The following is a 25,432-nucleotide window of genomic DNA, read 5'->3' as shown; positions in this document are numbered from 1 at the left end:
GTGAGAAATCGCAGCCGAAACTCCTACGTTTTCTCTAAAATAAGTGCAAATCCAAAGCTGCTCGCAACGGTGGCTCAATTTGCGGGTTTATTCGGGTTAGGTGGAGTTATGCCATTCCACCGTCAATCTCGCCACACAGGGGCGAACAGGGGGCAACGGTGGCAAGATTACTGTTCTGTGACAGTGCGGACAGCAAAGACGGTAAATTTGGGGGGCGTGATGCTACCGTCATAGCAGAGAGTGAACTCTCGTCGCTCAAAAGTCCTGTTCTCGGAATAATGAATGCCATTTCTGCCCAGATGCTCCATGTGCTTAATGATTCTCTTCTTCAGAATTGCGGGGCTACAATCCAGATTCAATTTTTCTATCAGCTCGGTTGCCGTACCAGTGAAGCCACCTGCCGATTTTATAAAATCACAGAGAAGAAAAATTTCATCCGGTATGATCAGCTGCTCCATTTCAATCGGTTCCAGCAGCTCCCATACAAAATTATTTTTGTTGAACTCCAAGAACAGTTCCCGCCCCTCGATATCTCTGCCGGTGCAAATAAGCGTTGCGGTATTTTCCGTTCGCTTGTCTTTTTGCAGTACAAAGTTTGTATCAGCACCGCCTGCAATGCCGCTGGTTCCCGAAATCATATTGAGCGGATCAGCATCACTTGTTTTTCGAAGATGATGTATGAGCAGGATGGCAAGATGGTGACGGTCCGCAATTTGCTTCAGTGCGCTGATGTCATCATAATCGGAGGCATAGGGATTGACATTTGCGGAAACGGTTTTGCGAACCTTTTGCAGGGTGTCAATCACAATCAATCCTATGTCGGGATGCTCTTTGATAAAGCTTTCAATTTGGTTTTCCAGACCATGGCCGATAGTATCGCTCATAATGGCAAAGTGAAGTGTCGCCGGTGCTTCATCGGTAATTTCAAACAGCCTGCTTTGGATACGGGCGAAGCTGTCCTCTAAGCAGAGATACAGGACTTCGCTTTTTAGCGTTTCAAATTCCCATACCTTTTCACCCTTTGCCACCTGCAAGCAGATCCACAGGGCTAACCAGCTCTTGCCGATTTTTGGTGAGCCTGCAAGCACATGCAGTCCTTCGGGTAGCAGACCGCTGACAATAAATTTCAGCGGCTCCATGGGTGTGGTCATCAAGGTTTCCGCATCCATGGTTTCTAACTTTTTTGACATTTGCGATTCCTCCTCTTAATTCAATTTGCTTTGAGATATGCAATAAATCGAATGTTGAAAACTTCTATTCCTTGTGATACCATTGTCCTATATCCAGAAACAGAAATACACAGCGAATCGCAGAAACGCTGGTTTGAGGAAAATCGATTATTTGCGAGAGGAGTGCCTATGGAACAGTACCCACTGATTAAAATTTTCGAGGGAAGTGACAAGCTGATTTACTCCATGGCTTACGCCTATCCGGACAAGGTGACTCAGTACGCGCAAAAGTTTATTGGCAATGGGCTAATTGAATTTGTAGAAATGGATTTCGAAGAATACACAACACTGCTCACTGAAACGAAGTCCATTCCGCTCACTATGGCGAACTATCAGACAATCAGAAGCAAAATATTTGATGTTGCCGAAACTATTGCGGGCAAGCACCGCTATGTCTATTTCTTCTTGGTGGGCTTGCTGAACAACATTCTGAAAGAATCCATCTATGCCAAAGATGAATTTGAGGCCGCTTTGCTTAGACCTCTTACAACCTGTATAGAGGAATTGGAACACATTTTAGAACTGCAGGAGGTATGCACGAAAGCGGTTACCACCTGTTTAGATAGAGAAAGCCACTCGGACAAGGAAATGTCCCAGCGGCTTTGTGAATTTGTATCGGAGTACCCCGGCTTTGCCGAGGCTGTTGTGAAAATAAAATACGAGCTGCTGCCGAAGAAAAATGGCAAGGTGGATATGGATACGCTTAAGGATATCCATGATTGGAATCTGCGGGAAACAGATGAGCTTTTGGAAATCATGCACCAGGATGGCGAAGGCGTCAGTCTGATGCCATACTATCTGTTTGAATATTTGGATGAGATGCTCTATTTTGAGTTTACCGAGATGCTGAAAAATGCACGGTTTGTTAAGCGTTGCAAACTGTGTAGCCGCTATTTTGTGTTGACCGATAAGCGTAAACGGGATTTCTGTGATCGGCCATATAAAGGTGATCGCACCTGCAAGCAGGTTGGCGCAAAGCTATTTTATGATCAGGGTATGCAGGGAAACGATTATTTGCTCGCTTTCCTGACCGAGTACAACAAGGTGTACTCTCGCCGTTACCGTGCGGACGGTAAGTTGCCGGAAGAGTTTAGCGGCAAGGACATGTCCTCGGAGGAGTATGCCCGGTGGGCAAAGCTGGCACGGCAGGCTCGGAGCAATTATCTTGACGGGAAAATTACGGGCGAAGAAATGCTAGAGAAAATTAAGGTAGAATAATAGTTTATTAAAATTTGGAAGGAAATTATTTAGGATTCATATTCACTAAACAACCAAATACTACATAAAGCTACAATATAGATTGCTTTCATGCCTTATATGGCGTATCATTATCACATGATTACTCATATGCCTTTGAAAGAAAGCGAGGTGCTTGCCGTGCCAGAAAACAACATTCAAAACAGATGGATATCCCTGCAAGAGGTCTGCGATTATCTTGGCGTGAAGCGCCATACCATTATGCGATGGATTGAGCAGCGCGGTATGCCCGCATCCAAGGTGGGAAAGCTCTGGCGTTTCAAAACTGCCGACATTGACGAATGGGTTAAAAAGGGCGGAGCCTCCGATGAGCGGGAGGTTATAAAATGAACAGATTTAAGACTTTAAATGCCCGCAGGCTTTCCATTGCGGCGTTTTCATTTTCTTTTGCGTATCTGCTCTCCTTCTTGTTCGAGGGGCAGGTGCTGTACAGCCTGCTGGATCTGCGTGGAACAGACGCCGGCCGTTACATACTGACTGCAATTATCGCGCATTTCGCGGGGCTTTTTACCTGCGGCCTGTTTGTCAAGTCACAGACGGCCGCCAAAAGCATGATGCTCGGCGGCATGGGCTTATGCTTAGCCGCCACTGTCCCCTTCTTTTTTCCTCTCCCCACTCTATGGATGGGCGGACTGATTGTCAGCGGATACTTTAGCGGCTGCGCGGTGGCGGCATGGGGATTTTTTCTCAGGGCCTTTACTCCCAAGAACGAGCGCATTAAATCCTGTGCCGACGTTCTGATTTATTCCAATTTGCTGATGATTGCAGTCAACGTGGTGACCATGAACAGGTCAACCTTTATCGGCCTTGGCCTCTCTGTGCTTTGTCTTGTAATCGGTATGGTTTTCATTTGGATGCTGCCGTTGGAGCAGGAGAATGAGCAGAACAAAACATTTAAAAATAAGACGCATGGCGGCATTAAAAACCAGCTAATATTGCTGTGTCTTTTTGTCTTTATCATTACAATTAATTCCGGACTGATGTATCAGGTCATCAACCCCGCTTTTGAGCATCTGACGGGGCTGGTGAGCTGGTATTGGGCCGTGCCTTATATCGTGGCGCTCGCCATTATGCGCAACCTGCCTATGAAAGCAAAGCGTTCCAGAATTTTGTATATCGGGATGGCAATGATTATGGGAGCGTTCATCAGCTTTATGCTGCTGGGGCGAAATACCTCCGACTATCTGACTGTGGATACGCTGATGCTCGGTGCCTGCGGTATTTTCGACCTGTTTTGGTGGAGCATCCTCGGAGAAATGCTGGATTATAGCGATAACCCGGCACAAACCTTTGGCATCGGTCTTTCCGCCAATGTATTCGGCGTCCTTTGCGGAGGCGTCCTGGGAATGGCTGTGACATCCATTGGGCTTCCCAGTGCGGAGGTGGCGGTGATTGCCCTGACGGTGGTGTGTGTTACATTGGTTATGCTGCCGCCCCTCAACCACCAGCTTGTTCTATTGCTGAAAAGCCATGCTTACCTTGCCGCCTATGACAATATGAGCCAGTCACAGCAAACGGACATTGTACGGCAGGTCAAAACCCTTGATCCGCTGACCGTCCGGGAGCAAGAGGTATTGCAGCTAATCCTTTCAGGAAAATCCAACCGCGAAATTGCCGGGGCTTTGTTCATCAGTGAGAATACCGTTAAAACACACGCAAGAAGTATTTTTTCAAAATACGATGTTTCAAGCCGTGCGGAGCTCATCAGCACCCTGCTGAAGAACCAAACCGGCGAATGAACCATAAAATCGCATAAATACTGGATTTAACAGGCCTCTCACCCTTTTGGGTGAGGGGCTTTTTTCTGCAAAATCATCCTTTCGAACGATGCTTTTTGAGACATCCTTCCCTAAAATGAATACTGGAGGAGGGTTGGTGAAATGAAATTAATCCGCAAACGACGCAATGGATATGCCTTATTGTTCGCAGCCAATATTTGTTTGGCGGTGTGGCTCGGCATGGAATTCATGTTAGAAGTGGTTTTCGCCTTTGGAGCTATCAGCCTTATTTCTCTCCTGTTATTGGTGAGGCAGAGCCGTCTGCTCTATGACGCAACACTCATTTGGGATAATCGCATCCTTGCGGTGCCATCTGCTCTCATCTCCATGCCGGGCCGCCAAATGAAAAATGATGCAGAGGAAACCGTAGTGTCTACCTTTGGTATCCTCATCGGCAGCGAAATCTATCGCTGGGGTCTCGACGGGGTACATGGTGTGCGTCTGGGCACCGTTCAAATTGATAAGGAGCGGATGTACCTGATCTTTGGCGACAAGGATCAGACCATGCGGGTAGATTTGCTGCACGGAATGACTCAAAAGCAGGCGGTACTGGATGCCGCACAAAAGCTGTGGCATGAAACCGGCGTACGGGCAGACATCAGTGATTGGTAATGAAAGGGAGGAATCTGACATGAAAAAGATAGTATCCATTTTACTCGTGGCGGCGATGCTTTTGACCGGTCTTGCCGGATGCGGCGGTGGTGGCAGCAAAAGCGACGCGGCAACGCTTTCACCGGAGGCTACCAGCGTCACCCTGTCAAACGGCGTCAGCGTAGATCTGGGCGATTATGTCCTGGATGGTGAAGCGGAATTGACCGTAGCCAAGCAGTCTGTGGAAGAAAACAAGGATGAAGGATACAAGATAGAAGCCTACGACTTCAAGTTGGGCGAAATGTCCGAGCTTTCGGACTTCATCACCCTGCGTATCCCCTATGACACCGCATACTGCGAGGATGGGCAGGATCCGGCAAAATGCGTGGGTGCGAAGTACAGAAACGAAACCACTGGTGAGTGGGAAGATGTGTTGTTCGAGGTGGACACAGCTGCCAATGAGCTTATCGTCTACACCGACCATCTCTCCACCTTTGGTGCGTTCCATGTCAGAAATGAGGGTCAACGCAGCGCCTATATCACCGACATTTATGCAGATTTTACTGGCATCGACCAGCAGCAGGCGACGAAAGCGCTGCGAGAATATGTAGCGGGCGGCGGCGCGGACGGAGAGGAAGCGGCGGGCCTCGCGGCACGCCTTCTCACCGGCTATAACGGATTTTTGGGCGGCGTGGCCGGAGCAGCCGGAGAAACGGGCTTTGCCACTGACCTCACAGGTACGATCTTGAACATGGCCTCCGTCGGCAGCCCAACCTTTGACACAGCGCTGGCTGATTCCGCCTATAAAAAATTGAACAAGCTGGGCAAGGTGGCTGCTGCTGTGAAGATCGGCGCGGTGATGCTGAGTACAGAAAAGACAGACGCCGATACTCTCGGTTTGTATAAGGACACGGCGATGCTGGCGCTCTCCTATGCCGAATCCGCCGCATGGGGACTTGCCGCCAGCGGTCTGTTTATCTTTGACTACACAATAAGTAGTCTGTTTGAGCAGGGCTTGGCGATGAAGATGGATAAGATAGACGAGATCTATGTTTATTTCAACGACCAATTCTCCGGCACACTGGATGGGGGGAATGGCTGGAATGCCCGCAGCCTGAAGGATTGGCGGCAGGTGCTGATCGACATAGCCGAAACCAACCCAAACGAAGCCGACGCCAAGGCCGCCATAGAAGCGGAGATAGACCGCTATGCCCGCGTATTCTGGACGCTGGGCGATATGGAAAAAGCCGCTGTCGTTACGGATATTAAAGATAAGAGCGATAAAGGCTCTGTTACCATCCCCGACCCGACCCAAGCTGAGATCGAAACCTTGGTAGACGGTTATAAGGCACAGCTCTATGAACGCCTCTACCCGGTAACGCAGTCCGTCAGCGTGTATATGCAGCGCAAGGCCGAGGCTGCGTATCTGGCCGCACTGAACGAGGTCAAAGCGTTCTTTAACCAAACCATCACCTTCAACATCGTGGAGGACGTTCCCGATGGAGAGAAGTCGCAATATGACGGCTACGCTCTGCGCTTCGCTCCACTCTCCGAAAACGCGGTGAAGGAGAGCTGGATCGGTGCGATGAAAGGCACGGGCGGGGCTTCCACCAAGTTTACCCTGCTTGGCTATGTGCAGGCTGGTTGTCCCAAGGAACTGCAACTGTTCAAACCCGGCAGCGACCCCGAAAGCGACGAGCCGGAGCTGACGGTTGGCTTTAAGCTCTCCGCGCCGGTGACGGAGGTGAAACTTGGTGGACTGCCGCTGGAGGAGCTTTTGGGCACTTATTCTGCGACATTTACATCTGAAGGTGAAACCGCTACCTATAACTTTACTTTTATGTACTACGAGGGGCAATTAGTATTTATGCCGGAAGGTAAAGATTTTGGCACCGCTCTATTGATTTTGCCGGGGCCGTATGAATATGACCCGTCCACCGCTACGGCGACTTGTGAAGCGCCAGGTGAGTCTTTGTCTTTGTCTACTCATGTTAGATTCATTTCCGAGGAAGGCGCGGTTCGTTTTTCAAGCGACAATACTGTGGAAGATGTTAAGGAAGGGAGAACTTCAACAGTCTACGGCGAGGGAACCAAAATTGAATAGGGCAAGACTTGCCCTGTCCGAGATAAAGCGAATCAAGGAGGGCTGATGAAATTGAAGAAAGGCTTGATAGCCGCTCTTATTGCGGCCAATGTAATTATGCTGGTCGTCGGCGTTTTCACCATACCACCCAATTTGCGCTCAACGGCAGTCAAGAAATCTCCTGCGCCGAGGGCGGAGCAAACTTCGCCCGCCACACCATCGCCGGAGGAACAAACCCCGCCCACGACCACGGAAAGCGGAGGTGTTCCATCGCTGGAGGAAACAGGCGCGAGCTTATCCATCGAGAAACGCCCTGATTTGGAGGACTTTCTCTGGTATACGGAGGACGTGGCTTACGACGGAGTTCCCTCCGACGCAAATATCATCGACAATATCGACCCGCTGACCGGGGGCTGGAAAGCAATAATCATTTACGACCCCAATGACGAATACGACGCAGGCGCTATGGAGTTTCTCAACATCGCCCTTGCGGGTACGGCGGAGAGCCTGAGCCTCACCCTCGACTGGTATCAGATTTTTTGGGCCAATGAGGGCGAGAGCTTCGATGAAACAGATATGGAGGACGGCGTATTCAGCGGCAAGTGGGAAAACGGCGGTCTGTGGGCGTCCGGCGCGGGAACAATACGCCTGACGCAGTTTTATGAGAAAAACGGAAAACAATACGCCGTTGGCACAATGGATATGCCCGATGGGATACCGGCGCTTGTGGCGCTGGTGCGGCCATAAGGAGGTGCAGAGATGGGAAAATACTGTGTAAATTGCGGCAAGGAACTGCATACCGGCGCTCGCTTCTGCGCCAAATGCGGTGCGGCGGTGCTTGACGCGCCTGTGAATCCTGCTCCCGTGGCACAACCGAAGCCTGTGCCGCCTATGCAGCCGATAGCCGAGGCACAGCCTCAAAAAAGCGCCCCACCCGCTGTGTCGCCAAAACGAAAAAACGCCGCAGCACCGAAGAAAAATGGCGGACGCAATACGCTGTGCATTGTGTTGTCCGTCCTGCTCGTAATACAGATCGCGGCGGTGGCGCTCTACGGCTGGCCGGGATTTATGGTAGGCGGCGGGGTTAAGCGTCCTTCCGCACAGAAAAGCGACAGCTTTACCTTGCAGGAGGGGCAAACCGCAGTTTCAACCGACAGCGGCGTGATGGTTGATTTCGGCCCATATAACGCTATGGATGGAGAAAAGGTGTCGGTAAAGGAGTTGTCAGCCGACAGCAACAGCATAGAAGGCGGCACACGTACAGCCTATGATATTTCAGCCGGTGAACGCACCGAGTTTGACGGCCTTTTGACGATCATTCTGCCCTATGACGAAAGTGAAACCGACTCTGCTGATGAGGAAGGTTCCGTGCTGGCGGAGTATTACAACCCTGAAACAGGCGAATGGGAGCTTGTGGACTACACCGTAAACACCACCGACAACACCGTTAGCATCACCACCGACCACCTTTCGGAATACTGCACCGTCACACTGAAGGACGCCGGTTCACCCTATGCGCTGCTGTCTAAATTCAGCAGCAGACGCCTGGACGATGAAACTGCGATGGCGATCCTGCGAGAGTATGAACAGACTGGGCAGCCCGGCGAGGTGGGCAACAGTCTGCTCTGCGAGTTCTACGGACAGCTCTTGAACATTCCAAATCTTGGTGATGCTGAAGCGGGGCTGCTTCATGATGTCTTAGGTTGGACGGCCGACGTGTTTGAACTGGCGGAACAGGGCGTAGGCAACAAACAAATGGCAAGCGTTTGGGAAAAAAGTGGTTATATGCTGCTGGGACTCTCCGCCTTATCGCTGGGCGACACCATGATCGACGCATATAAAGGCAACGAGTCCGCCGAAACAGTGGCGGCGGAAGCGTATAAACTATCCTACAATGTGGGCGTGGCAGTGCTGGATTACAAAAGGATAACCACTGGCATGGTGCAGCTCTCCATGCTGGGCGTGATCGCCCTTGACTACTCTCTGAACAAGTTCATGGTCGCGGCCGACCAGACCTATAAGGACGCCCTGTTTAATGTGGTCATCGCTTATAACGAGGAGATACACCCGTGGACAGAGGCTGAATGGTACGCGAGAATCATGGGGCTGTACAAAACACGCGGCGACGACCCGGAGAAGTTCAACGCCGCTCTGCGCGGTATTATGGAGAATTACAGCTCCCGCTATTTCTACGACGACCCGGAGGAGCAGCTTGTAGCCACCAACGAGGCCGGACTGCACGCCTACACCACGGGGCTTCTTCCCGAAACAGACGCCGCCCGTGAGTATTGCATTGAGCAGTATATGGCCCGTTTGGGCGAAATGCTCCAGCCTGTGCTTTCGGACGTTACACAACGGGTTCGCTATGACTCTCTCAAGGCTTATGGCAAGAACGCCACGGAGCTGCGGCAGGCGCTCAACGCGCCGCTGGAGTTTAAAATCGTTGAGGAAATCTCCGACGGGGAAAAGAGCAAATACGCGGGCTGTATCATTGACATCTGCCGACCCGACGCTCTTGTAGACGAAAATTGGACGGCGGTTCTGGACAAGGACGGGCGTGCAGCCATAGATGCCACTATCCTTGGGTATATGCAAGCGGGCATCCCCACCCAGCTTCGCCTATGGAACAAGGGCGACGACGAGTTTGAGGATGAGTCGATGCTGACACAGACCTTCAAGGTGATGGAAAAGACCACGGTGATCTCGCTGGGCGGCATGAGGATAGACGCTGCATGGTTTGAGGGTTACTGGTCACAAGACCCAGATGATGATCCATATCTCGACGTAGCAATTAAAATACTGGACGAGAAAACCTGCGCTTTTTATGTAGGTATCATGTCCCGCTACACGGAGCTTGATGAGTCTAAGTATTATACCTGCAACTATGTGTTTGACCCGGTAGAGCATACTCTTGTCATTGAAAACTATAAGGATTTCCCCAATGGCGTTAAGCTGATTGCCTGTGACCAGTCACAAGGGCAGTACGGAGCTGACTTTATTCAGTTCCGAAAGGGAGAGGACTACCAATATTCAGCACTTGGGGATGTCATTCGCATGAAATAATCAACTGCAATAAAAATGTGACAAAGAAAGGAGCGTCCCGATGGCAAAGAAGAAAACGAGCAAAAACATCCCCCTGCCCATCCTCATCCTGATTTACGCCGTGCTGCTGTTTGCCATGTATTTGAGCCTCTCCACGCTGGCGCTGGCGATATGGGGTGATTCCGTCATGGGTACGGTGGACAGCTATGACAGCCGCCGGGATGATACGACCGCGCAGGAAAACCGCTCCCGCACCGTTTCCAAGGGCTATTGGTTTGTGGTAAACGGCAAGGAGTATCACGGCTATGTGATATATGGCAGTGACGAGGCGTGGACATCCTTGGATGAGGGCGAAACGCGCTCCGAGCGCATCCGTTACCTTGATGTTTTCCCCTATGTCAACAAGCCTGCCATGCTGTGCGAATTTGATGAGATGGGCGAAGTGGCAATTATTTACCACATCCTCGCTCCTATCGGTTATCTGCTTTTGCTGTTGCTTGTCATTCGCACAGCCGGACGCGGGAAAAAGAAGAAATTAGCGGCGAGGAAGCCCGCCGCGCCTCAAATAATTGAAGTAAGGAGTGATACGGATATGTTTTGTCGGGGCTGTGGAAACAAACTGACGGAGGGTGCGGCTTTCTGTTCGGCTTGCGGCGCAAAAACACAGGACAGCGCCCCCGGCGTGTGTACGGCCTGCGGCGCAAAGTTGCCGGAGGAGGCCGAATTTTGCATCGGTTGTGGAGCGGCAGTGAGTCCGGCAGTGCCGCAGCCGATGGAGCCGAGCCGGGCGGCAGCTCCCGCGCGCTCACAGGGCGGAACGGGGCTGGTCGGCTTTTCCGACAGGTATAACTGCCCTGAGATACTGGCCGCTGCGCAGAAAAATAAGAAATCCTCCATTGGCTGTATGTGGATATTGGTTTTTGTGCCGCTAATTGGCTTTCCCGTCGCCGGTCTGCTGATGGACGATTTCCCGTTTGGAGAATCCCTTGTCATCGGTGTTGGCATTGCTCTTGTCATGCTGGTCGTTAATCTGCTGGCGTTGCGAAAGACCAAGCAGCCCATGTGGGAGGGTGTGGTCGTCAATAAGTACAGCAAGGAAAAAAGCGAGCATAGGGGCGGCGAGGATGATAATTACAGAACCTATACGGAATATACCACAATCATCAACACCGACGCGGGCAAGAAAAAGATCATCGTGGAAAAAGACAGCGGACGGCATATGTACGATTATCTCTCCGTTGGCGACAGGGTGCGGTTTCATCCAAGATTCGGTACATACGAGAAATACGATAAATCCAAAGACCGAATCATCTATTGCAACGTCTGCTCCATGATGAACCCCATACAAAATGACCGCTGCAAGAGGTGCAATAACCTGTTATTCAAATAAGGAGGCTTTTCGTAATGGATAAATTTATTACCATGCTGGAGGCGGCGGAGTTTGCCGCCGCATTCTGCGGAAGCTGGAGCTTTGCCACATCCAATGATAGATACGATGTAAAAGGCTTGCTGGTGCTTGCTGAGACAAGCGACAGTGAAGACCCCATCGACGAGGACAGCTTTTATGTGGTTTCCCCCGCCGGTGCCATCGGCTTATGTGAGGACGGCGAGGACATCGACTGGCTGTTTCTGTCCAATAATGCACCGAATGAGGATTTGCCGCTCACATACCAAGCTGCCCCGCAGATAAGATTCTGCTCCAAATGCGGCGCTCCCGTCGTTCCAGCCGCACGTTTTTGCGGAAAGTGCGGCAATAGACTATGAGACATCTTTGAATAATACAGAAGAATTCTAAAATGTGGCATAATAGTTAAGACGAACAGGCAGTTTTACCTGCTGTCTGTTCGTCTTTTATATCATTCTTTTTTCCGTATTCAGTTTACCCTGACCCTCGGTTCACAAGTTGTCTTTATGGCTACTTGTATTTACGGCCACGGTATTATTTTTTTGCACACTCGCTTCGCTCGGCGCAGTATAATATTGTTAAAATATTATATAATTTAATAATTTCTCGAATAAACATGTAATTTGACGAAGGCTGGAGATAGAGGAAAGAGATAAGTAGTAAAAGTATAAAAAGCACACCTTATAATAAAAACGGATACTTTTTTGGCCTCTCTTTTTTGCTATGATGCAAAAAGGAGGGGTGTTTTCTTTTTTTATTTGGGTACAGAAATCGCCCTTATGAAATATTATAAGGAGGAATCGCAATGAGAAGGAAGGCAAACAGATGTAGCAGACGTGTATTTGCAGCCCTGTTGGCAGCGGTACTGACTATGCAGCCGATGGCAGCGGTACATGGCAGTGAACCGGCAAGTACCGCTGCTGTAGTACAGGAAGCGGCAGATGCCGAAGGGGGGACTGTATCGGAGAGCAGCAATGGGGAAGCGGGAAAGAGTGATGTGAATGAAACTACACCCGTAGATGCACAGCCGGAAGGCGGCAACACATCGAGTGAACTGTCAGAAAATACTGACATACCGGAGACACAACCAAAGGAGAGTGAAGTTCCGGGCGTATTGCCGGAAGAAGGTGAAGTACCGGATGCATCACCGGGAGAGAACGGAGCCGTGGATGGACAGCCGGGAGAAGAGGATGATTCTCTGAATGAAGAGCTCGAAAAGGATGAAGAGATAGATATTCCCTTAGAGGAAGACGGGCTGACAGATAAAAAGGAAACGATGGAGAATGGGGATGCATCCATCGAAACCTTTGCGGGGCTTCTGTCATCAGGGAAAGGGATAAATCTTGAGACGGCTAAGACAGAACTGTATGTAGGAAATGATTGGGCAGGGGCAAACGCGTCCCATACCGAGGAAGGGCAGAAGGTGACGATTCAGGCGGCTAACTATGGCTATAATGGCGAATGGGGACTGCAATATATGGTTATGGAACTGCCGGTTAAAAACAAGGTTACTTATAAAGTAGAGTTCGATATTATCTCTTCTGTCGATAAGAAAGTAGTAGTGAAGTTGGATGGTGAGGGATTCATTATGGAGACCATCGAGTTAAAGGCGAATGAATCCTACCATTATAACAAGGAAGTGGCCGCAGGGGAGTTTGCGGATAAAACATTGTATTTTGCTATGGGAGCGATGGGAGAAGCAGAAGCAAATCTTGCCGGTACTATGGAAATTGCAGATATTACACTGACTGAGAAGCTGGCACCTGCTCCGGCGGTAGAAATAGCAGTGAACCGGGAAGGCACTCAGATCTGTTTCCAGCAGGATGTTTCCGCAGATCGTGAATCTGCCAAAGTATTCTATGGAATATTCGACAATAAAGCGGCAGCAGAGGCGGCGGCAAGTGATCCGGACAAGGGAGCGCCTAATACCCTGGATATGGGGAAATTAACAAATGATAATTGGGAAGCGGTTGTGGAAGGGCTTAGCCTGAAGGGCGGACAAGCCATTGCCTACTATTTCCGGAATACAGATATAAGCAGTGCGGTGACAGATACAGAGCGGAAGATTTATGAGTTTGCGCCCTTTGTAGCGAAGGATTATAGCGTAGATAAATTGAACCGTGCCGATGAGGGATATAAGTTGATTTGGAACGATGAATTCGATGGTACGCAGTTGGATATGTCCAAGTGGTCCTTCCAGATCGGAACGAAAGATCCTAACGGCGGTCCGGATAACTGGGGAAATCAGGAGAAGCAGTATTATACAGATTCCAATCATGAATTGGCGGATGGTAAGTTGAAAATCACTGCGAAGAAAGAGAATAAGGAGGGGATGTCCTATACCTCCACTCGTATTCGCACCAAAACAGATGAAGGTGAGACTCTTTTCGCGACCAAGTACGGAAGGGTAGAGGCGAGAATGAAGCTGCCTGTGGGTGAAGGATTATGGCCGGCCTTCTGGATGCTTCCTGAGGATACTTCAATTTATGGTACGTGGGCTGCCTCGGGAGAAATTGATATTATGGAGGCAAGAGGACGTGTGCCGGGAGAAGTCGGCGGAGCCATACATTATGGATCGCAGTGGCCGAATAATATTTTCTCGGGTAAGAGTTATTCTTTTGATACGACAGAAACGGATATTAGCGGTTACCATCTCTACAGTCTGGATTGGGAACCGGGAAAACTTACATGGCTTGTAGACGATGTGCCATACTATACTACTTCCAACTTTTGGAGCAAAGGGGAAGGAAATGCCGAAAACTATACTTATGGAGCGCCTTTTGATGTTCCTTTTTACGTTGTTTTCAATCTGGCGGTGGGAGGAACCTATGATCAGGCGGCAGATCTTAGTAAGGCCAGCTTTCCGTCCAGCATGGAAGTTGACTATGTAAGAGTTTACCAGAAGGAAGCAGGCTATCAAGAGGACGGATTAGAACAGCCTGATATGGATAAGGACACAGAAGCCTTCAAAAGTGCGGCTTATCAGCCCAGGGGTGAGGACGGAGATTACCTTGGTGATAAGCAAATGTCCACCCTTAAGACAGTGACTGAGGTGAATCCTGAAGATACAGATTGGCAGTTCTTTGTAGGAAGTGACTTTGGGGGAGAGGCGACCTGTGGCGTAGAGGCAGTAAACGGCAGTAATATGGCAAAGATAGATATTACCAAGGGTGGAAGTCAGAATTATGCCATACAGCTAATCAAACATTTCCCGGCAGCGAGAGGTTATACTTATGAGATCAGCTTTGATGCCAAGGCGTCTGTGGCAAGGAATATTATAGTAAAACCGGCGGGAGATGCGGATAATGGATGGTCTGCATATGGAACGAATTATGATGCGGCATTGACCACCCAGATGCAGCACTTTACCCATCGATTTACTATGGATAAGGACTCTGATCCTACAGCACGTCTGGAATTCAATCTTGGGCTGAATACGGGAACTGTATGGATCGGTAATGTAACGGTTAAGCAGGTGGAGGTGGAGGTGAAGGATCCCACGGATATTCCCAAGATACCTCTTGCCGACGGCAATCAGATTTACAATGGAAGTTTCGATCAGGGAACAGGCCGATTAGGTTACTGGTATCTGCAGGATGCGACAGCACGTGTGGTATCTGCAGCATATAATCACAAAGCGGTTATTACCGCTACGGGAGAAAATCCCAGATTGTACCAGACAGGAATGGAGCTTTTGCAGTCCGACCAATATCGTTTTGAGATGGAGCTTAGCAGTGAAAAGGATACAAGTTTCCAGGTGGCCTTCGTCAGCAAGGATGAAAGCAAGACTTACATGAAGGAAAGCTTCGCCTATAAAGCAGCAGAGGGCATTAAGAAATATGAAGTAAACTTCGCGATTCCCAAGGGAGTGACAGATAAGGAAGGAAAGTTCCTTCTAACCTTGGAAAAGGGCAATACGGTTACCGTGGACAATATCCGCCTGACTCGTACGACCAAGAATAATGTAATCATCGACTATACCGGTGTAGATATGAAACCGGTCATATGGCCCTCTGCGGAATGGAAAGGGCATGATCAAAGCGATGGAGATCATAAGTTCACCAATCAAGATGGGCAACTAACCATTCAAGCGACAACGGCTGATATTAATTACCAGAGGATGCTGTTACACCCGGTATCGATTACTAAGGGAATTGACTATAAGCTTAAGTTCCAGGCTAAGTCCGATCTGGGAGATACCTATGAAATGTCGGTGCAAGAGGATAACACTTGGGCAGAGGCACTCCATGAAACCATCGATACCACGAAGGAATGGAAGGATTATGAGTTCACCTTTACTTCAAATATGACGAATGGAGGCAATCCGATTCTTCTGAAATATCTACTGTCCGGCAGAAATGTGGGTGAGGGTAACTTTTATCTGAGGAATGCAACGATGGAAGTTTTGGCAGCGGATAGCGGTTGCAAGGAGGTTCCGGCAGATGCGGTAAGCGCCGGAGGCCGATTGATAAAGGGGAAGGACTTCTCTATAAAGCTGAAGGAAGGGGAATGGAAGGAAGCGTTCCTGAAAGCAATCGAGGATGAGAAAGCAATAGTTATGATAAATTCGATGTCTTTGAATGCACGCATCGGCTTGGATAAGTGCTTGAACGCGGATAAGACTAGCTTTACAATACCTGCAGAATACCTGAGCCAAGCGGATAATTACCGCATAGAGATTGCAGTAGAAGGCTACACGAATCTGGTACTTCTGGTTAAGACAGCGACGGCAGGAGCGACGGTAGAAGTTGGAGCCGGGGCACCGAAGACAGAATTGGACAGCGGCGCAATCGACAGCCTCTTGACGGAGGAGGACCGTAAGGCTTTAGAGGCTGGTGAGGATATTCACATCACGCTGAATGTTGAACTGCTGAATAATCCTGCAGCAGCAGATGTGGAAGCGATTGCCGGTATTCTGAAGGGCAGGATAGTGGGACTCTATCTGAATATGGAACTGTTCAAGACAGCAGGTTCTGCGCAGCCGAAGCAGTTGAGGGAGCTGAGTCATAAGATTCGCGTAACGGTTATGATACCGGAAGCGCTTCGCAAGGCTAATCGTACTTTCTGGATCGTACGGGTGCACGATGGACAGGCGGTATTGCTTGAAGATTTGGATCAGAATCCGGATACTATACAGTTTGAGACGGATCAATTCTCTACTTATGCCATCGTCTATATGGATGCAGACAACAGTGATGGTGGAAATGGCGGAAATAGTGGAAATAATGGTAACAGTAACGGAGGTACGGGCGATGGCGGGACAAGCTCCGGAGGAAATGTTGACAACGGTCAGGCGAATGATACTGTGGCTAAGGCAACTGCCTTGGCAGTGGGCAGCGTTAAAACCGGAGATGATACACCGGTAATGCCTTATGTCATCCTTCTTGTTGTTGCGCTCGGCATAGTATTGGCAGTGGGCTATCCCCGTATGAAGAGGACCTTGGCGAACGCGACAGACACCGAGAGCACTAAGAGCACGGAAAACACAGAAAATTAATGAATGTAGAATACCCCGGTATTGCCGTAGAAGCAACACCGGGGTATTAAGAATCTTGGCTTTTGTGTTCAATTTTCTTGGTTTCAATACCTCGCCAGAAAGATTTGACCATCTAAGAAAAATCGTGCTATACTTACCTTATTATTAGCTACGGAGAGTGATGCGGTGGAAATCAAACGGACACTGAATGATGTACTCGTGAGGCTATTCCGGAATATCAACGATATCGAGGAACGGGCGATTCAAACGGAAGAATATAAAGGCGTTACTACAAATGACATGCATGTTATCGAAGCGATAGGCATAGGCTGCCCCAGAAATATGACGGCGGTAGCCAAGTCTCTGAGCGTCACAACAGGAACTCTGACCATAGCGGTGAACAGCTTGGTGAAGAAGGGCTTTGTGGATAGGGCGAGGAGTGAAGAAGACAGGCGTGTTGTTTTGGTGTCCTTATCCGAGAAGGGGAAGAAAGCGTATGAACACCATCAACGTTTTCATGAGGAAATGATAGATGCTGTTATCGCACAGCTTTCAGAAGAGGAAAAGGTAGTTTTAGAAAAGGCTCTTCGCAATTTAAATAATTTTTTCATTAATAAAAATAAGTGAAAATGAAAAGAATTAGTAAGAACAAGAAGAGTTATAGTAAAGATTTGTAAAAAAAAGATTAGTGTGAAAAATAAATTTTCACACACAAATTTGTGCCTGCAGCCCAAAGTATGCAGGTTATGGGAAAGGTATGGTTATTGTTATGAAATTTAAGGATATGCCTTATGAAAGAGTGAAATATGAAGAGGTGGAAAAAGAGTTCCAGCAGGTGATTGAGGAATTGAAACAGGCGAAAAGCGGAGAGGAGCAGTTCGAGGTTCATGAGAAGTTCTATGCTCTTTCCAATAGAATAGAGACGATGATGACGATTGCCCATATTCGATATGATATTGATACTGCCGATGAATTCTATAGCAAAGAAAAAGAATATTACGATGAAATTATGCCTAAGATTTCTAATTTGTTAGTGGAATACAGACAGGCCATGTATAATTCCCCTTTCCGCTCTTATTTGGAAGAGAAAATAGGACCGGTAGCGTTTAAAAATATTGAACTTGAAATCAAGTCCTTTGATGAAAAGCTGATTCCCCTTATGCAGGAAGAGAATGTACTCGTTACGAAATACAATAAATTAATCGCATCTGCAGCGATTGAATGGGAAGGTGAAAGTTTAAATCTTTCTTTGCTGCGCCCTTATCTGACCAATAGTGATCGTGAGATTCGGAAGAAAGCTTATGAGAAATTCAGCGCCTTTTTCTTATCTGTGGAAGAGGAACTGGATGATATTTTCGATAAGCTTGTGAAGAATAGAACGAAGCAAGCGGGCGAAATGGGTTATGAGAATTATATAGAACTCGGTTATTACCGCATGAGACGTAACTGTTATGACAAGGATATGGTGGAAAACTACAGGAATCAGGTGAAGGAATACTTCGTGCCATTTGCTGAGAAAATGCATGAGAGAAGAAAGAACCGCCTTGGGCTGGAGAAGCTTTCTTATATTGATGCAGGAGTATATTTCTTAAACGGCAATCCTGCGCCGATAGGTAATCCTGAGGAGATTATGCAGGCGGGACAGAAGATGTATTCTGAGATGTCTCCTGAGACGAAAGAATTTTTCGACTTTATGATGGAAAATGAGTTGTTCGATGTGCTCGGAAGAAAGACGAAGAAGGCCGGCGGCTATATGACATCACTTCCGGTATACGGAGCACCATTTATCTTCGCTAACTTCAATGGAACGAGCGATGATGTAGATGTCATCACTCATGAGTGCGGACATGCATTCCAAGGATATGTATCGGCGAAGGATCCGATACAAGAGCATTGGGATATTACGATGGAGACTGCAGAGATTCATTCGATGTCCATGGAGTTTTTTGCTGAGAAATGGATTGAACTTTTCTTCGGCGACAGATCACAGGATTATAGAAATATGCAGTTGGAAGATGCATCGGCCTTCATTCCTTACGGCTGTATGGTAGATGAATTCCAGCATATCGTGTATGAGAAGCCGGATATGACTCCGAAACAGAGACGTGATGCATGGTTGGAATTGGAGAAGGTGTACCGCCCTCATATGGATTATGAAAGTGATCCCTTTTTCTCTAAGGGTGGTTTCTGGCAGAAGCAGCAGCATATTTATAACTCTCCCTTCTATTATATTGACTACTGTCTGGCACAAACTTGTGCTTTCCAATATAAGGTGAAGATGGATGAGGATTATGCGAAGGCCTGGGAAAGTTATTTGAAGTTATGCCATTTGTCTGCGAAGGATTTCTATACAAATATGGTGAAAGAAGTTGGACTTAACAGCCCATTTGAAGATGGTTGCATTCGGGACATCATAGAGAAGTTGGAAAGTAAAATGGAATAGTGAAAGAATTATGAAAAAATATCATAAAGATTATGAATTCGATACGACGGCGAGTGAGAGTAACAATAAGGAAAGAAAATACCATTATACGGGAGATTATTATAGCTTTCCTATAGAAAGTATTGGAAAAAATAAAATTTTTATAAAAAATTTATTTTTTCTTATCGCTTATTTTCTACTTTTTATTTTGTCCGGATTGTTGAATAATGTAGGGAGCCGCAATTTTTTTATTGCGCTCCCATATGTATTTTTATTCTTGCCCATCGCATATTTATCAATGGGAACCTTTTCGGTTCTGCGGATGGAAGAGAAAATGGAGCGCGTGGTCTATGACAAGTCGCTCGGGAGAATGTATAGAAGTTGTATAGGAATTGTGGGAATTTCTCTCTATCTTTGGATAGCGGATGCAATTTGTTTTTTTATGCATTTTCGTAGGGGGACAGAGCTCATAATATTGGATGAAGTCGTATTTTTATTCGGTTTTATTGCCATATTTTGTACTTCTATTTTTCATAAGAAATACTTGCAAAATTTGAAGAAAAAGGTTATGATAGGCAAAGTATAACAATGAGGTTCCGTATGCAAACGGGACTTCTTTGTGTTTTTGGTATGATTTGCAAATTGTATACAAGGAGTAATCGTGCTAAAATAAAAAACAAAAAAAGGAGGAATAAATTTATGAAAAAGAGAATCATTTCTCTTATGCTTGCATCTGTGATGGTAATAAGCACCTTAGCAGCATGTGGATCCGGTAATGCAGGAACAGCCCCAGCGGAAGAAGCGGCTGTGGAAGAAACAGAAGCTACGGATGAAAGTGCAGCACAGACAGGCAGCGACACACCTTTAGTGGTAGGGTACCGTCCATTCAGCGAGAAGTTCAGCATGTTCTTCAGCGAATCGGCATATGACAAAGAAGTTGCATCCTTAACAGCGGCAATGTTGTTGGATGTTGACCGTGCAGGTGCGGCTGTGATGAATGGAATCGAGGGAGAGACCATTGAATACTCAGGAACAGATTATACTTATACGGGGGCTGCGGATCTTGACATTCAGCAGAATGACGATGATACAACAACATATAACTTTAAATTGCGTGAGGATATCACATTCAGCGATGGTGAACCTTTAACAGCAGATGACCTTATTTTCAGCTTATATGTGTTCTTAGATACCGCCTATGATGGATATGAGGTACTTAATACGCTTCCTATCGTAGGTCTTAAAAATTACCGGGCGAACTCTACGGCAGCAGACAGCGTAACAGCGGACGATGTAACGGCGTTTATAGAATCTATGCCGGAAGCATTGGCGACAGCTATCTCCGAGAACGTAATCGCTCCTATTCTGACAGCAGAAAAAGATTGGTGCACAGAGAATTTCGAGGCTCAGGGAGCTGCTTCGGCAGAAGAATTCTTCATAGCATGCTATAGCACAGACGAGACCTATGATGCAGCGGGCAAAGATTATGATACGATTGTCAGCGATGTAATCGCTATGTATGGCAATGATTATCAGACACTTGGCAGCAACTATGCAGGTGATGAGACATATTTCGAAGGAGATGTTATCTCTCTTGCAGAACAGCTTTTGATTGAAGAAAAAGTTGCAGCCGGTGAAGGCGAAGAAGTTCCGAACATCGTTGGTATTGAGAAGCTTGGCGATTACGAAGTGGCAGTAACACTCGATGGATTCGATGCATCAGCAGTTTATAAATTTGTAGAGTTCGGCATTTCTCCTCTTCATTATTATGGTGATGTGTCCTTATATGACTATGATAACAACCAGTTCGGTTTCCCCAGAGGAGACTTATCGATTGTTAAAGAAAAAGGAACAGTTCCGATGGGAGCAGGCCCTTATAAATTCATTAAATTTGAAAACAAGACCGTTTACTTTGAAGCAAACGAAAATTACTATAAAGGCGCTCCTAAGATTAAGAGTGTACAGTTTAAGGAGAGTGCTGAAGCCGATTTAATTCCCGGTGTACAGCAGGGAACTATCGATTTGACCGATCCCAGCGGAAGTAAGCAGGCATTCGAGCAGATCGGTGAGATCAACGGAACGGGCGAACTTAACGGCGATGCTATTATGACAAGCCGCGTGGATAACCTCGGATACGGATATATCGGTATTAATTCTGAGACAGTCAATGTAGGCGGCGAACCGGATTCTGAGCAGTCTAAGGACTTAAGAAAAGCAATTGCGACCGTTCTTTCGGTATACCGTGATGTAACGATCGATTCTTACTATGGCGATGCGGCAAGCGTAATTAACTATCCTATTTCCAATACATCATGGGCAGCACCTCAGAAGTCCGATGAAGGCTATCAGGTAGCTTATTCTACCGATGTAGAAGGCAATGCAATCTATACAGACTCTATGAGTGCAGATGATAAATATGCAGCGGCGCTTGAAGCTTCTCTCGGATACTTTGAAGCAGCAGGCTATACGGTAGCAGATGGTAAATTAACAGCAGCTCCGGAAGGTGCGAGATTAACTTATGAAATTATCATTCCGGCTGACGGACAGGGTAACCACCCGAGCTTTGCAATTCTTACGGATGCAAAGGCGGCGTTTGAGACAATTGGATTTACTCTGGAGATTAACGACCCGACAGATTCCAATGTCCTTTGGGATAAGCTGAATGCAGGTACACAGGATCTTTGGACTGCTGCATGGCAGGCAACTCCGGACCCGGATATGTATCAGACATATCATAGCGAAAGTGCTTCTAGTAACTACTATCATATTGCGGATCCTGATTTGGATGCATATATTATGGATGCGAGAACCAGTGCAGATACCGGATACCGTAAATCTGTTTACAAAGAGTGCTTGAATATCATTATGGATTGGGCGGTAGAAATTCCTGTATATCAGAGACAGAACTGCATCATCTATAGTGCGGAACGTATCAATACAGATAGCTTTACACCGGATGTAACCACATTCTACAAATGGTGGAAAGAAATTGAAAAGTTAGAAATGAAATAAGAAGTAAGAGATAAGAAATATCTACTCTGAGCCCGCTGGGTATTGGCGGGCTCAGTTTATGAGAAGGTTTTTGAATTTATTGATTTATCGATTTAAAGTGGTGGGGCGCGGTTATCTTTTATAAAAATTGCGGCAAAAACATGATGAAAATAAACATGGCGATAAGGAAGAAAATCAAAAATATAAAGATCAAAAAATAAAATAATTTAAATATGAAAATCAAAGCGTTTTAAGTTTTATTAAAATGTTTTTATAAATATAAGAAATATAAGTTAGGGGTATCATTTACAGCAGATACTAATCAGAATGCAAGTAGGATAAAAGAAAGTTGGAGGTTTGGAATGAAGAAATTTTTAGTCAGAAGACTTTTACTCAGTATCGTTATACTGTTTTTTGTTTCTTTCATCATTTATTCCATAGAACGTTGCCTGCCCACTTCCTATGTGGAAGGAAAAGCGAGACAAATGTCGGAAAAGGCTGGAGCAAAACCTTACGAAGAGCTGTTGGAACAGTTGACAAGCGCTTATGGATTGGATGGGAATATGCTGCAGGGATATGCTAAGTGGCTCAGCCATGCGGTACAGGGTGAATTCGGGGATTCCTGGGTATGGAATAAACCGGTAACCGAGAAGTTCAAGGGTGTAATATGGTATTCCTTTGCTATGTCGGGAATCGCCTTTATTTTTCAAGTGGTAATAGCCATTCCCCTCGGTATTATATCGGCGAGAAAGCAGTATAGCAGGACAGACTATGCGGTGACGGTATTTGCACTTATCGGTATATCGCTGCCTACTTTCTTTATTGCCACTTTGTTAAAATGGGTATTCTCCATTAATCTGGGATGGTTTGACTTATATGGAATTGTAGGGCGTATGCATGAACAGCTTTCATCTTTTGGAAAGATTTTGGATATGGGAAAGCATTTAATACTTCCGGTCACCACTCTTACAGTAGTAAGTCTCGGTAATTTGATGCGTTATACACGTACGAACATGTTGGAAGTTCTTAGCTCCGACTATATCCGTACAGCGCGTGCGAAAGGTCTGTCTGAAAATAAAGTCATTAATTATCATGCTTTTCGCAATATTCTCATCCCGCTTGTAACTCTCCTTGGAAGTATGATTCCTTCTTTGTTTGGCGGAGCGATGATTACAGAGACTCTGTTCCAGATTCCGGGAATTGGTTATACCTCTTATCTGAGTCTGACGCAGGGAGATATTCCGTTTACCATGTTCTATATGGTATTCCTTGCAATATTAACACTGGTGGGAACTTTGATTGCAGATATTTTATATGCAGTGGTTGACCCCAGAGTAAGAGTAAACTAGGAGGAGGGCTGAAATGGGCGAAGATAACAATATCAAGGATAATAATATCCAGGATAGCAATATCCTTGATAAAGATGTACAAAAAGAACTAACACAAAATGAGCATGTCAGCACCTCTGTGGCGCTCGATGATGAACAGCGTGTTAAGGTATTATCTCCCAGCGCGCTCGTAGCAAAGCGTTTTTTAAGAAATAGGTTGGCCATGATAGGTCTAATCATACTCGTGACAATGTTTATATTTTCTTTTCTTGGCGGAATGCTTACTCCCTATGGAGAGTCTGAGGTATTTAGGAAAAGAGATGTTATATTAAAAGATTATGCTTTAATGTCGCAAAATAAAGATTTCTTGTATACTAATGCGGAAGGTAAGAATTTTCCTTCTATTGCAGGCGCTAAGATGATTCTTGCGATTAACGATGGGAAGACTACGTTTGAGTCCAAGGATGTGATCTATTCTCTTATTGAGGAGGATAAAGATCTCTATCAGATTACGGAGCTTACTCCTGTTGCCAATGTGCTTACGATGAAGGGGAAGAGTAGTTTTACTCCTGCAGAGGAAGGCGGAAGTGTACCCGGAGCAGTGAAGAATGGTTATGAAGCGGCTCTTGCAGCCGGTGAAGACAGTTTTGAGATAGAAGGCACCCTTTATTACATTGTAAAGGAAGGAAAGCAGAGTGCAATTTCTGTTATGGACAGAACGGCTCTTGCAAGCAAAAAGGTGTTCAGCGCAGCCGGTGGAGTAGAGCTTTCCTACGATTTTAAATTAAATGCGGAAAAGGCATTTAATGCGAAATCTTCTTCCTTTACAGTGGATGGCAGCACGTATGAGTTGGAAGTGGAAGAAAATACAGGCTTTATTAGTTTGGACGGGGAAGAATATGCGATTCTTTCTACTTATGCGGTCCGACCGGTAGGAAATGAAGCACTTTCCCTTCATTTCATTCAGGTGGTACAGGAGGCAGTGCTTGCTAAAGATACGAATATCGAATATGCACTGGATGATGGGAGCACTATAGATTATAAGATAGAAGTAAAAGGAAATGAATATAAGATTCGTTCTGAGCAGATTACTCAGCTTAACGATTCCTTCGCAGAGCCTAATGAGGAACATTTATTAGGAACCGATGGAAACGGTATGGACGTGCTTACGAGATTGATGTATGGCGGACGTATCTCGTTGATGATTGGCTTCGTGGCGATTGCCATTGAAATTTTAATTGGTATCGTAGTCGGAGGTATCGCAGGATATTTTGGAAAATGGATGGATACTATCCTTATGCGTGTGGTAGATATCGTTATTTGTATTCCGGCAATGCCCTTATATATTATCGTAGGTTCTATTATGGACTATTACAGGATAGATCCGAGAATACGTATTTACCTTCTCTGTGCAATTCTCGGTCTGGTCAATTGGCCGCCGATCGCCAGAATGGTACGCGGACAGATACTTTCATTTAGAGAGCAGGAATTTATGACGGCGACGGAAGCAACAGGTATCCGTGTGTCGAGAAGAATTTTCAAGCATTTAATCCCCAACGTAATTCCTAATCTTATCGTTATTGCGACGATGGGACTTGGAGAAGTTATTCTTATGGAGGCAACCTTGAGTTTCCTCGGAATCGGCGTTAAGTTCCCTTATGCTTCCTGGGGGAATATTATTAGTTCCGTAAATGATATCTTCGTTATGACCAACTATTGGTTCGTATGGATTCCGGCCGGATTACTCATTTTAATTACAGTGCTTGGATTTAACTTTGTAGGTGACGGTCTGCGCGATGCGTTTGACCCGAAGATGAAAAGGTAGGTGAG

Annotated in this window: 17 protein-coding genes; 16 read left to right on the top strand and 1 reads right to left on the bottom strand. The window is 46.6% G+C overall.

All coding sequences use genetic code 11. The features are described 5' to 3' along the window. Positions 1–167: 167 nt before the first annotated feature. On the bottom strand, positions 168–1,190 hold the full coding sequence (locus RBB56_RS08505) for an AAA family ATPase (RefSeq protein WP_306721945.1): 1,023 nt from the start codon (positions 1,188–1,190) through the stop codon (positions 168–170). Positions 1,191–1,358: 168 nt separating this feature from the next. Between RBB56_RS08505 and RBB56_RS08500 the strand changes: the two genes are divergently transcribed. The 16 genes from RBB56_RS08500 to RBB56_RS08425 all read left to right on the top strand — a co-directional run bounded on the left by RBB56_RS08500 (position 1,359) and on the right by RBB56_RS08425 (position 25,427). Next, positions 1,359–2,447 carry a DUF6076 domain-containing protein gene (locus RBB56_RS08500; protein WP_306721944.1) on the top strand — a complete coding sequence of 363 codons (1,089 nt, stop codon included), beginning with the start codon at positions 1,359–1,361 and terminating at the stop codon, positions 2,445–2,447. A gap of 159 nt (positions 2,448–2,606) precedes the next feature. Then, positions 2,607–2,816: a helix-turn-helix domain-containing protein gene (locus RBB56_RS08495; RefSeq protein WP_306721943.1), complete on the top strand. Its 210-nt coding sequence runs from the start codon at positions 2,607–2,609 to the stop codon at positions 2,814–2,816. Further along, a complete protein-coding gene (locus RBB56_RS08490; RefSeq protein WP_306721942.1) occupies positions 2,813–4,225 on the top strand; it encodes a LuxR family transcriptional regulator in 1,413 nt (470 codons plus the stop codon). Before RBB56_RS08495 ends, RBB56_RS08490 begins: the two co-directional genes overlap by 4 nt. A gap of 141 nt (positions 4,226–4,366) precedes the next feature. Next, complete coding sequence (locus tag RBB56_RS08485; protein ID WP_306721941.1) at positions 4,367–4,876, top strand: hypothetical protein; 510 nt, start codon at positions 4,367–4,369, stop codon at positions 4,874–4,876. Between the two features lie 19 nt (positions 4,877–4,895). Further along, positions 4,896–6,959 (top strand): hypothetical protein, encoded by a 2,064-nt coding sequence (locus RBB56_RS08480; protein ID WP_306721940.1) that lies wholly within the window; start codon positions 4,896–4,898, stop codon positions 6,957–6,959. Between the two features lie 45 nt (positions 6,960–7,004). Further along, positions 7,005–7,685 (top strand): hypothetical protein, encoded by a 681-nt coding sequence (locus RBB56_RS08475; RefSeq protein ID WP_306721939.1) that lies wholly within the window; start codon positions 7,005–7,007, stop codon positions 7,683–7,685. 12 nt (positions 7,686–7,697) lie between these two features. Further along, positions 7,698–10,001, top strand: a complete 2,304-nt coding sequence (locus RBB56_RS08470) for a zinc-ribbon domain-containing protein (protein WP_306721938.1) — start codon at positions 7,698–7,700, stop codon at positions 9,999–10,001. Positions 10,002–10,041: 40 nt separating this feature from the next. Beyond that, positions 10,042–11,370: a zinc ribbon domain-containing protein gene (locus tag RBB56_RS08465; protein WP_306721937.1), complete on the top strand. Its 1,329-nt coding sequence runs from the start codon at positions 10,042–10,044 to the stop codon at positions 11,368–11,370. Between the two features lie 14 nt (positions 11,371–11,384). Next, a complete protein-coding gene (locus tag RBB56_RS08460; protein ID WP_306721936.1) occupies positions 11,385–11,744 on the top strand; it encodes a zinc ribbon domain-containing protein in 360 nt (119 codons plus the stop codon). 446 nt (positions 11,745–12,190) lie between these two features. After that, positions 12,191–16,882 carry a carbohydrate binding domain-containing protein gene (locus RBB56_RS08455; protein ID WP_306721935.1) on the top strand — a complete coding sequence of 1,564 codons (4,692 nt, stop codon included), beginning with the start codon at positions 12,191–12,193 and terminating at the stop codon, positions 16,880–16,882. A 165-nt stretch (positions 16,883–17,047) separates the two neighbouring features. Continuing rightward, positions 17,048–17,488, top strand: coding sequence for a MarR family winged helix-turn-helix transcriptional regulator (locus tag RBB56_RS08450; RefSeq protein ID WP_306721934.1), 441 nt, complete (start codon positions 17,048–17,050; stop codon positions 17,486–17,488). A 142-nt stretch (positions 17,489–17,630) separates the two neighbouring features. Beyond that, complete coding sequence (locus RBB56_RS08445) at positions 17,631–19,304, top strand: M3 family oligoendopeptidase (RefSeq protein WP_306721933.1); 1,674 nt, start codon at positions 17,631–17,633, stop codon at positions 19,302–19,304. 10 nt (positions 19,305–19,314) lie between these two features. Beyond that, positions 19,315–19,869, top strand: a complete 555-nt coding sequence (locus RBB56_RS08440; protein WP_306721932.1) for a hypothetical protein — start codon at positions 19,315–19,317, stop codon at positions 19,867–19,869. Between the two features lie 113 nt (positions 19,870–19,982). Next, positions 19,983–22,295 (top strand): ABC transporter substrate-binding protein, encoded by a 2,313-nt coding sequence (locus RBB56_RS08435; RefSeq protein WP_306721931.1) that lies wholly within the window; start codon positions 19,983–19,985, stop codon positions 22,293–22,295. A gap of 341 nt (positions 22,296–22,636) precedes the next feature. Continuing rightward, positions 22,637–23,623, top strand: coding sequence for an ABC transporter permease (locus tag RBB56_RS08430; RefSeq protein ID WP_306721930.1), 987 nt, complete (start codon positions 22,637–22,639; stop codon positions 23,621–23,623). 13 nt (positions 23,624–23,636) lie between these two features. Further along, the gene (locus tag RBB56_RS08425; RefSeq protein WP_306721929.1) at positions 23,637–25,427 is read left to right on the top strand and encodes an ABC transporter permease; all 1,791 of its coding nucleotides are present in this window, start codon (positions 23,637–23,639) and stop codon (positions 25,425–25,427) included. Positions 25,428–25,432: the final 5 nt, after the last annotated feature.

Origin of the sequence: Kineothrix sp. MB12-C1 (genome assembly GCF_030863805.1) — a bacterium.
Lineage (GTDB): Bacteria > Bacillota > Clostridia > Lachnospirales > Lachnospiraceae > Kineothrix.
The sequence above is the reverse complement of the archived record's forward strand: the minus strand, read 5'-3'. Positions and strand labels throughout refer to the sequence as shown.